The 8300-nt window shown below is 44.5% G+C and carries 9 protein-coding genes; 6 read left to right on the top strand and 3 right to left on the bottom strand.

Features of this window, described 5'->3' with window-relative positions:
* Positions 1-496 precede the first annotated feature (496 nt).
* From QZ918_RS29380 to QZ918_RS29365, 4 genes are all read left to right on the top strand, one after another.
* Complete coding sequence (locus tag QZ918_RS29380; RefSeq protein ID WP_293341686.1) at positions 497-1657, top strand: low temperature requirement protein A; 1161 nt, start codon at positions 497-499, stop codon at positions 1655-1657.
* 91 nt (positions 1658-1748) lie between these two features.
* Positions 1749-2435: a class I SAM-dependent methyltransferase gene (locus tag QZ918_RS29375; RefSeq protein WP_293341684.1), complete on the top strand. Its 687-nt coding sequence runs from the start codon at positions 1749-1751 to the stop codon at positions 2433-2435.
* Entirely contained in the window at positions 2435-3505 is a 1071-nt protein-coding gene (locus QZ918_RS29370) for an aromatic ring-hydroxylating dioxygenase subunit alpha (protein ID WP_293341681.1), read from the top strand. Before QZ918_RS29375 ends, QZ918_RS29370 begins: the two co-directional genes overlap by 1 nt.
* Positions 3506-3664: 159 nt before the next feature.
* On the top strand, positions 3665-5353 hold the full coding sequence (locus QZ918_RS29365) for a DUF262 domain-containing protein (RefSeq protein WP_293341678.1): 1689 nt from the start codon (positions 3665-3667) through the stop codon (positions 5351-5353).
* Between the two features lie 101 nt (positions 5354-5454).
* On the opposite strand, the gene QZ918_RS29360 is transcribed toward QZ918_RS29365, so the two are convergent.
* A complete protein-coding gene (locus QZ918_RS29360; protein WP_293151416.1) occupies positions 5455-5925 on the bottom strand; it encodes a hypothetical protein in 471 nt (156 codons plus the stop codon).
* Positions 5926-6097: 172 nt separating this feature from the next.
* Between QZ918_RS29360 and QZ918_RS29355 the strand changes: the two genes are divergently transcribed.
* Together QZ918_RS29355 and QZ918_RS29350 are read left to right on the top strand one after the other, a co-directional pair.
* Positions 6098-6424 carry a type II toxin-antitoxin system RelE/ParE family toxin gene (locus QZ918_RS29355; protein ID WP_293341689.1) on the top strand — a complete coding sequence of 109 codons (327 nt, stop codon included), beginning with the start codon at positions 6098-6100 and terminating at the stop codon, positions 6422-6424.
* On the top strand, positions 6408-6782 hold the full coding sequence (locus QZ918_RS29350) for a helix-turn-helix domain-containing transcriptional regulator (protein WP_367275467.1): 375 nt from the start codon (positions 6408-6410) through the stop codon (positions 6780-6782). The genes QZ918_RS29355 and QZ918_RS29350 overlap by 17 nt, the downstream gene beginning before the upstream one ends.
* A gap of 83 nt (positions 6783-6865) precedes the next feature.
* Here QZ918_RS29350 and coaBC read toward each other — a convergent pair whose 3' ends face one another.
* Together coaBC and QZ918_RS29340 are read right to left on the bottom strand one after the other, a co-directional pair.
* Positions 6866-8068, bottom strand: coding sequence for a bifunctional phosphopantothenoylcysteine decarboxylase/phosphopantothenate--cysteine ligase CoaBC (coaBC, locus tag QZ918_RS29345; RefSeq protein WP_293341672.1), 1203 nt, complete (start codon positions 8066-8068; stop codon positions 6866-6868).
* A gap of 51 nt (positions 8069-8119) precedes the next feature.
* On the bottom strand, positions 8120-8300 hold a 181-nt coding region (locus QZ918_RS29340; RefSeq protein ID WP_293341669.1), incomplete at its 5' end, for a hypothetical protein.

Here is an 8300-nt window from a genome sequence, read left to right as displayed (position 1 = left end):
CGTTCTGAACCCAGAGTTTTAAAACGAAGGCCGAAACCGTATCCTCGAATGCAAGAACCTCGCTCTGTCTTGAAAGCTAAACTACGAAGGTGATTAAGCCTTTTTCAGTGCCATTCGACTTTAGTCCGCATCCATAGAAGGACTGAAGTCCTCACTACGAACCTTAACAAAAACTGGTTCGTAGTTAGGACTTTAGTCCTCAGGAGAAGAAGGACTAAAGTCCTCACTACGAACCTTAACAAAAACTGGTTCGTAGTTAGGACTTTAGTCCTCAGGAAAAGAAGGACTAAAGTCCTCACTACGAACCTTAACAAAAACTGGTTCGTAGTTAGGACTTTAGTCCTCAGGAAAAGAAGGACTAAAGTCCTCACTACGAACCTTAACAAAAACTGGTTCGTAGTTAGGACTTTAGTCCTCAGGAAAAGAAGGACTAAAGTCCTCACTACGAACCTTTTTATTTTATTTAGAGTGAAATTAGCACACAAAACATTGGTTTATGGCTAAAAGAATCTGGTGGCAAAAACCGCAAATCCGCACCGACGAAGAACAGCACTTGCACCGGAAAGTTAGCTGGCTGGAACTGTTTTTTGACCTGGTATTCGTAGTAGTTATTGCCGAATTGTCGCACAATTTGGCGATCGATGTTTCTTGGGCAGGCGCGGGCAAATACACATTGCTATTCTTGCCCGCATGGTGGGTTTGGATCGGTGCAACTTACTATAACGAGCGGTTTGAGACAGAAGGAATTGAAAATCGCTTGTTTACATTTCTCCTAATTTTGTCGGTAGCGGGATTGGCGGTATTTTCCCACCACGGTTTAGGAGAAACCTCTGTGGGTTTTGCCTTATCTTACGTATTTGCGCGATCGATCTTAACTGTTCTCTGGTGGCGGGCAGGCTACCACCAACCTAGTTTCCGCCCGACAGCCAAACGGTTTGTCATGGGTTCTAGTATTTCGATCGCTCTTTTTATCTTATCCGTTTTCGTGCCTCCCCCAACACGTTTTATCTTGTGGGTAATAGGCTTATTTATCGATATCAATACCCCGATATTGACCGTCAAACACCAAGCAAAACTGCCCCAATTTAGCAGTTCCAGACTTCCCGAAAGATACGGACTATTTATGATTATAGTTTTGGGGGAAGCCGTAATCACCGTAGTTCAAGGATTAGCCGCCAAAGAACACTTTAATTTCGCCGATGCCATCACTGGAATTCTGGGAATGACGCTAACTTTCGGTATCTGGTGGATATACTTTGATTTTGTCGCTCGCAGACCTCCAAAACCTGCAACTGGTTGGGTATTCGCTTGGGGATATTTGCATATGCCGTTGGTAATGTCGGTGACAGCAACGGCGGCGGGAATCAACAATATGATTGCCTCGAAAGCAACAGTGCTGCCTTTGAACGTGCAGTGCTTAATTTGCGGTTCTTTAGCGATTTCTTTGGCTGTGATTGCTCTCCTGGAAACCACTTTGCGCCGAGATGAGGACGAACCCGCTCACCCGATATGGAGTCCTGCCTTAAAGTTAGCTGCGGCGGTTGTGACACTAATTGTAGGTCTTTTCGGAGGATTAGGAGCGATCGCTCTCCTGAGTTTGTTGGTAATATTACTAGCAATTCAGATGAGTTACGGTTTGTGGGTGTGGTTTCGCTGAGGAGAAAAGTCAGAGCTTGGGAAAAAAAACATCCGCGTGGCTTTGGGTGCATCTGCGGGTAAAATGTTGAATGAGTATAAAGCAAGAATAAATGCTGAAGAGTAACTGGAAAATTCCCAATAAATCTGTAACGTTTGATGATTTTGCAACAGAATACGATTTCGCTGCCACCTTGGAAAGCCAGAATGATTTTTTTACTAAAAATCTGTCTTCTACCAAAGGTACAGCATTAGATATTGGCTGCGGTTCTGGCATTCTGGCTTGGGAATTAGCTAAGTATTACGAGCGTGTAGTGGCGGTAGATTTATCAGCAAAAATGCTGGCTATTGCTAGTCAAAAACGCTCAGCCCCCAATATCGAATACATCCAAATGGATGCCAGTCAATTAGCGTTCGATCGCCAATTTGATTTAATAGTTAGTGCCGCCACTTTTCACCACCTACCCAACCTACCCGTCGCCCTCTCAGGCATTAAGAACTTGTTAAACCGCCAGGGTAAAATTGTCTTTTTAGATAATGTCTCGGAAGTCGAAACACCAGCCACCCTCGGCTACATCATAGGTGCAATCAGAAATTTTATTCCCGATTGTTCTAAATACGGATTTCGCGATGCTTTAAGATTGTTGAAATTTAGATTGTCGCCAAGCTGGTTGAAGCATTTAGCAAACGACAGGTATTTGTCAGAAGGGAGATTTAAAAGAATTTACGGCCGTTGCTTTCCCGGCTGTTATTTTGTAAGATTGGGTTGTTCTATGGGCGTAATTTGGGAAAATTTGTAATGCAAAATAATGCGATCGAATCGGTATCTGCAAGGGTACAAAAAACTCACATCCGCGAGTTGGGCATTAATTTGGAGCAATGGTATGCAGTCGCCCGCAGCACAGAGGTACAGAGTCAGCCCCTAGCTGCGATATTGTGGCATCGGGCGATCGTGCTTTTCCGCGACAGTGCAGGCAAAATCAACGCTTTAGAAGATAGGTGCCCGCACCGACAAGTTAAACTCAGCCACGGCAAAGTTAAAGGCGATTTAATCGAATGCGCCTACCACGGATGGCGGTTAAATGCCAGCGGAGAATGCGCCGAAGTCGATTATTTAGCAGAAAACCAAAAGCTACCTAACTGCAAAATTCGCTCCTATCCAGTCAAGGAGCAAAACGGTTTTATCTGGCTGTTTCCCGGCGACGAAACCCAATCCGAAAAAATAGATTTATTGGATTTGCCCGAGTGGGAAAATCTCAATTATATTGCCACAGTATCAGTCATCGACTGTCAGGCGCACTATTCATTTTTAATTGAAAACTTGATGGATATGTACCACGGACACTTGCACGATGATTGGCAAGCTTGGGCAAATCCGGTATTAGATAGTTTAGCAGAAGACGAGCATCAAGTAACAGCTCGCTATCAGGCGCAAAGTTATTACAAAATAGATAAAATTTGGTCAATTTCCCAGTTGTTTTTTAAGTCTCTGCGCCGACTGCACCCGGAACCGCTTGATGTGAGTTATGTTTACCCGCACTGGGTTTCAACATTGGGAAGCGACTTTAAGATTTACTGCTTGGTTTGCCCGGTAAGCGAGACAGCAACTCGCGCTTATTTAATTCATTTTACCTCATTAAATGCGTTTTGGCGGCTGCACAAATTGCCTGTGTGGTTTCGCAAGTTTATCAAAGATAGTTGTTTTGGTGCTGCTCAAAAGTTATTAGATGGTTTGGTGCGGCAGGATGTGTTGATGATTGAGGAAGAACAGCAGGCTTTTTTGCAAAATTCGGAAAGAAAGAGTTACGAATTAAATCGGGCGTTGGGTAGCGTGCAAAAGTTGATGAGAAGTCAGGCAGAAAATGGGTGATTCAGCCGCAGATTGACATCTGCGGCGCGACGAATGGAACCAGCCTGCACAGGCTAAGTTGAGAGTTCTCCTTTCCAAGCTTGAGCATGGTATTCTAGCAACAGGGAAAATTGACTTTCGGGAAGCAATTACCAAGCACACCTAACAGAGGAACCAAGCATGAACCGTGTCAGCATCAAGGGTGAACAACATCCGATTAAAAAAATCTTTAGCGATGACTTTATGTTCACCATTCCCCTCTACCAGCGTCCCTATGCTTGGACAAAGGAGGAAGCTGGGGAACTGCTGGAAGACCTGCTAACATTCTTGGGAGATGGTAACGAGACGATTGATGAACTCAACCCCTACTTTCTAGGCAGTATTGTTTTGATCAAATCGGAGCAGCCAGCCGCTGAAATTGTAGATGGTCAGCAACGTCTAACGACTCTCACCATACTACTAGCTGCTCTCAGGGCATCATTGCCAACAGAACACGCCAATGACTTGACCACTTATCTATACCAAAAAGGCAGCTTAATCGCGAATATCTCTAATCGTTACCGTCTGACTTTGCGCGAGCGAGATGCAGATTTTTTCAAGACATATATTCAAAATGAAGGTGGTATTAACAAGCTCCAAGAATTAAACACTGCTGAGCTGATGGATAGTCAGAAGCTTATTAAAGAAAATGCACATTTATTCTTGCAACGTTTGCAGACTCTCGCCGAATCCCAGCATATACGTCTTGCCCAGTTTATCATTACCCAGTGCTACTTAGTAGTGGTTTCTACGCCTGACTTTGACTCGGCGTATCGGATATTTTCTGTGTTGAATAACAGGGGATTGGATCTCTCCATAACTGATATCTTGAAAGCCGACATTATCGGAAAAATACCGGAAAGCCAACAAGAAAAATATACTAAAAAGTGGGAAGATACCGAGGAGAATCTGGGACGCGAGTTATTCAAAGATTTGTTTTCTCATATTCGCATGATTAAGGAAAAGAAAAAACTTAGCAAGAGTATCCTTAAAGAGTTTCAAGAAAACATCAATCCTGCGGCTGGGCCTCAGCAATTCATTGATGAAATTTTAGTTCCTTATGCTAAGGCTTTTTCGGACATTTACAACTCAACCTATGAAAGCGAGGCGCGTGCAGAGGAAATTAATCAACTATTTAAATGGTTAAACAAAATTGATAATTTTGACTGGGTACCACCTGCCATTCTCTACCTATCTCGCAACCGTAACCGTCATAACCCCGATAATTTGGTGCGTTTCTTTATAGATTTAGACCGCCTTGCCACAGGTTTAATGATTGTCCGCGCCAATATTAATGAGCGCATAGAACGTTACAGTAGATTGCTTACTGCTATTGAGCAAGAGGAAGATTTATTCAATTCCTATTCACCGCTTCAGTTTACTCCTGAAGAGTCAAACAATATCCTTAGAGTCCTCGATAGTGACCTTTACCTAATGCCAAAAATTCGTCGTTATGTTTTGGTGCGCTTAGATGCTGCTCTGTCAGAAGGCGAAGCATCTTACAACTTCTCCAACATTACTGTCGAGCACGTACTTCCCCAAAATCCAGGTGCTAATAGTGAGTGGATGAAGTGGTTTGCTAATCAGCAAGAGCACGCTCAATATGTACATCGTCTTGGCAACTTAGTTTTACTATCTTGTGCGAAAAACACTCTGGCACAAAATTATGATTTTGATGTGAAAAAACAGAAGTATTTCACCACTAAAACAGGTGTTTCACCCTTTGCACTTACTACTCAAGTGCTGCGGGAACAGGAATGGACGCCAGAAGTAATCGCTCGACGGCAGAAAGAGCAGATTAATGTTCTCAAGAATCTTTGGCGCTTATAGGATAATTGAATTTGATATCAAATTGCTCTAATCTGTCCATCAGCACAAAACCATCTGCGTCCATCTGCGGTCAAAAAAATCTAAATCCCGCAGTACAAACGTTACTTTTTAGCCCGCTGCTGCTGGTAAACGCTGACGACTTTATCCGCATAAGTAGCAGTTGCGCCGCTTTTGCAAGCTGCGGATTCTCCTGTCATCCACCAGCAAGCGGCGCGGCGGATAGCGGTTAATTCATTGTTGCTGCTAGCTTTGTATTCGTCGCGCAGCAAATCGCCGACGATACAGGTAACAATTGTTTTGGCTTTTGTGGTGTCGGCTTCAAATTGTTGCGGTGTTAAATCTTGTTTGGTACAGAATTTTGCCCAACGGGAAATATTATTCGGTAAAACTTGCCACTGACTGTACATTCCGTCATTTGCGGTTTGCGGCGGCGCGGCTTGTCGCAGGGCTTCTACGAGGGCGGAAACTTGGGCGTCGGTGACTGCGGCTGCGGCTGGAAGTGTTTGCAATCCGAGACTAATTATCAAGCTGCCGAATAGTAGATTGGTTTGTGCGATCGCTCTTAAGTTCATTCACAATTCCCTGTTTTAATCAAAGTTTCTTTCCTGCACAAAGTTTACCTGAAAGGCGATCGCATACATCTGTCTTAAGTATGATTTGCTTGGGGAAGGCGGTGGCGATCGCGTTTATGATAGAAATAGGCCAAGAATTAAGATAAAATTATGGAAGTAAAACGAGAGTGAGATTCGACGTTACATCCGACCCGATGGCAGGATTCCGTTCTTAGAGTGGTACTATTCCTTGCGAGATGGCAAAGCCCAAGTTAAGATTGATGCAAGACTTGAGCGAGTTGTTCTTGGCAACTTGGGGGATTATAAGTCAGTAGGAGAAGGAGTTTTTGAACTCAGGATCAACTACGGTCCGGGCTACCGGATTTATTTTAGAGAAGTAGGAGAGACAATTGTGCTTCTGCTTTGTAGTGGTGATAAAAGTACCCAAAAACAAGATATTCTCAAAGCGAAGGAGTATTCAGCCGACTATGAAAGAAATGAAAATGCCGACCAGCGATAGCTATTACGAGTCCCTAATTGAATCGCTCAAAGATGCCGAACACGCTGGTGGTTTTATCGGGGCTATTTTGGAAGAAAAAGACCCTGAACCCGCACTCCTGAGAAATGCCATCAGAAATGTGATTGAGGCTAGAATCAGGATGAATGCTCTTTCGGAGTCAGCAAAAGAACTTCACGAAAAACTCGATCGGATGCTGACTGAAAGTGGCGGTTCGGAAATTTACAGTTTGGTAGAATTGCTCGAAGCTTTGGGATTTAAACTAGAAATTACGATCGCAAATATTGAGTTGCCGGCTGAGTCGGAATCAACGACTTTTATCGAATCAGAATTATGCCCGGAACCAGCAAATTTATTATAAGAACTTTATTAGGTTCGTAGTGAGGACTTTAGTCCTTTCTATTTGCGTTTAGTCAAGAAGGACTAAAGTCCTTACTACTAGCCTTATGCTTCCATTACAAAATCAAACAACCGGTGAGCCATTTCTAGCTTGCTGCAAGGTGCTATTTCTACTTGCTTGCCGGCGGTATTAATTAATATTGCTTGATTGGTATTGCTGCCGAAACCTGCACCTATTTGATCGATCGGGTTTGCGGCAATTACATCGAGCTTCTTAGCCCGCAATTTCTCCACCGCAGGCTTGACAATATCTCCAGTTTGTGCTGCAAAGCCGATGAGTTTTTGGTGCGGCTGCTTCAAGTTCCCCAACTCTGCCACAATATCGGCTACGGGTGCTAACGGTAAAGAATTGGGGAGCGATCGCTTTGGCAATTTCTCATGACTGCGATCGACTGGTTTGACATCCGCCACCGCCGCCGCCATCACCGTCAAATCGGCATCGTGAAAGGATTCTAGCATCGCCTGCCGCATTTCTTCGGCGCTGGTAACTGCGATCGCCCGTACACCAGACAGCGGCAATTCCCCAGTTATGCTGTGTACCAGCGTCACAGCCGCGCCACGATGCAGTGCAGCTTGCGCCAAAGCAATCCCCATTTTGCCGGTGGAAGGATTGCCGATAAACCGCACCGGATCGAGGTGTTCTCGGGTTCCTCCCGCGCTGATTAACACCCGCTTACCGGCTAAATCTCGATCGCCCTTAGCATACAACAGCGACTCAATATGAGGCAAAATCTCATGAGGTTCAGCCATTCTACCGACACCCGCGCGATCGCACGCCAGCATTCCCGCCCCCGGATTCGCCGCATGATAGCGCCGATAAGTCAACACTTCCCGCCAATTCCGCTGCACCGCAGGCTGTTCCCACATATCAGTATTCATCGCCGGCGCCAGCAAAATCGGGCAAGTAGAAGCTAAAACAGTATTAGTCAGCAAATTATCAGCAAAACCCCCCGCCAGCTTAGCCAAAGTATTAGCAGTCAGGGGAGCGATCGCAAAAACTTCCGCCCATTCTCCGAGTTGAATGTGCAGCGGGCGGCCGTGATTTGCTTGCCAAAAATCCTTGTCAGTAAAAGCAGGATGGCGGGAAAGAGTAGCAAAAGTCAAAGGCGTGACAAACTCCCCGGCTGCATCAGTCAGAATCACTTTAACTTCAGATCCAGCTTTTGCTAAAGTTGAAACTACTTCGCAAACTTTATAAGCCGCAATCCCGCCACTAACGCCGATTAAAATTCGTCTACCTTTCACCATAGGATTTTATATTTTAGATAAAATACGACTTACTTATAATATTATTTGGACTTAAGATTGGTTAGTAGTGAGGACTTTAGTCCGCATCCATGAAGGACTAAAGTCCTCACTACAAACCTGATAAGATTGGTTAGTAGTGAGGACTTTAGTCGGCATCCATGAAGGACTAAAGTCCTCACTACAAACCTGATAAGATTGGTTAGTAGTGAGGACTTTAGTCGGCATCCATGAA

The sequence above is a fragment of the Microcoleus sp. CAWBG58 genome, assembly GCF_020883045.1.
Classification (GTDB): Bacteria; Cyanobacteriota; Cyanobacteriia; order Cyanobacteriales; family Microcoleaceae; genus Microcoleus.
This window is presented reverse-complemented; position numbering and strand designations above follow the sequence as displayed.

What these genes read in the sequence shown, in the direction of transcription:
- QZ918_RS29380 (WP_293341686.1), top strand. Translation starts at nt 497, where the DNA reads ATGGCTAAAAGAATCTGGTGGCAAAAACCGCAAATCCGCACCGACGAA.
- QZ918_RS29360 (WP_293151416.1), bottom strand. Translation starts at nt 5,925, where the DNA reads ATGAACTTAAGAGCGATCGCACAAACCAATCTACTATTCGGCAGCTTG.
- QZ918_RS29375 (WP_293341684.1), top strand. Translation starts at nt 1,749, where the DNA reads ATGCTGAAGAGTAACTGGAAAATTCCCAATAAATCTGTAACGTTTGAT.
- QZ918_RS29370 (WP_293341681.1), top strand. Translation starts at nt 2,435, where the DNA reads ATGCAAAATAATGCGATCGAATCGGTATCTGCAAGGGTACAAAAAACT.
- coaBC (WP_293341672.1), bottom strand. Translation starts at nt 8,068, where the DNA reads ATGGTGAAAGGTAGACGAATTTTAATCGGCGTTAGTGGCGGGATTGCG.
- QZ918_RS29350 (WP_367275467.1), top strand. Translation starts at nt 6,408, where the DNA reads ATGCCGACCAGCGATAGCTATTACGAGTCCCTAATTGAATCGCTCAAA.
- QZ918_RS29365 (WP_293341678.1), top strand. Translation starts at nt 3,665, where the DNA reads ATGAACCGTGTCAGCATCAAGGGTGAACAACATCCGATTAAAAAAATC.